The following is a 1,088-nucleotide window of genomic DNA, read 5'->3' on the forward strand; positions in this document are numbered from 1 at the left end:
CACCCAACGCGATGCGATCCGACAACCGCTCCTCAACCGGCGGCTTGACCTGTCCAGCTCGTGGCACTCAGCAACCCTCCCGAGGCACACACTACAAACAAGATCAACCCAAAGTCAGCGGCATTGGCCCTAGATCCGTACTTCGCGGGTCACCCGTTCAGCTGGCTCTGCGGGACTCTGCCGCCCGATTCGGCCGACCTGCTGAAACCGACCGGCGGCCGACGGTGAACGTGCTGGTGAGGCTGATCAAATCGGCCCTCACCGCGGATCGGGCGACAGAGTCCTGCCCTTGCCGAATACCTCATCCGCCCTGGTGGGAGTGGGTGTGCCGGGGTTTGGGGATGTCGACCGCGGTTGCTCGAGCCGGTGCTCTCGCGCGGCTGGCGGTCACTGCGGCATGATGATCGATCGTGCTGCTGCGACTGGCTTACCTGGGTGTGACGAACGCGTTCGCGATGCTGGGCCTGATGGCGATGAGTGATCGGGAGAAGGATGTGGAGATCCTTGCCCTGCGCCATCAGATCACGGTGCTGGAGCGTCAACTCGGGAAGGAGAAGGTGCGGTTCAGCCCGAGCGATCGGGCGTTTCTGGCGGCGCTGCTGCACCGGCTCCCGCTGGAGGTGCCGCGCAGGCTGCGGCTGCTGGTACGTCCGGACACCGTGCTGCGGTGGAACCGCGACCTGGTCGCACGCCGCCATGCTGCCGTGTCGCGCCCGAAGCGACCGGGGCGGCCGCGGACAGTGCAGTCCATTCGCGTTCTGGTCCTGCGCCTGGCGCGGGAGAATCCTTGTTGGGGGTATCGGCGCCTGCACGGCGAACTACTGGTCCTCGGGGTGAAGGTGGCTGCCTCCACCCGAAACGGTCACTGTGTCCGGGGCCCCGCCAGCCGATGGTGACTTCAGGACTGCGGATCGGCACGGCCGCGCTGGCGACCCGTGGTTTCGACGCGAAGCCTTCCGCGGGCGTTGTCACGTTGTTGGGTGTGTGGGCTTCTGACGGCGTGTCGGGGCGTGGTGGGGCCGGTTCGGGGCCTGTGCTCAGGCTGTGGTGTGCTGGTCGGCGGCGCCGGTGATCTGCTCCCAGATGGC

1 pseudogene is annotated in these 1,088 nt (G+C 67.0%); it reads left to right on the top strand.

Annotated elements, in window-relative coordinates:
- Nucleotides 1-410: 410 nt before the first annotated feature.
- Nucleotides 411-854, top strand: a pseudogene (locus tag FCI23_RS55845) (helix-turn-helix domain-containing protein); the annotation flags it as partial.
- Nucleotides 855-1,088: the final 234 nt, after the last annotated feature.

The sequence above is a fragment of the Actinacidiphila oryziradicis genome (genome assembly GCF_005047355.1).
Classification (GTDB): Bacteria; Actinomycetota; Actinomycetes; order Streptomycetales; family Streptomycetaceae; genus Actinacidiphila; species Actinacidiphila oryziradicis.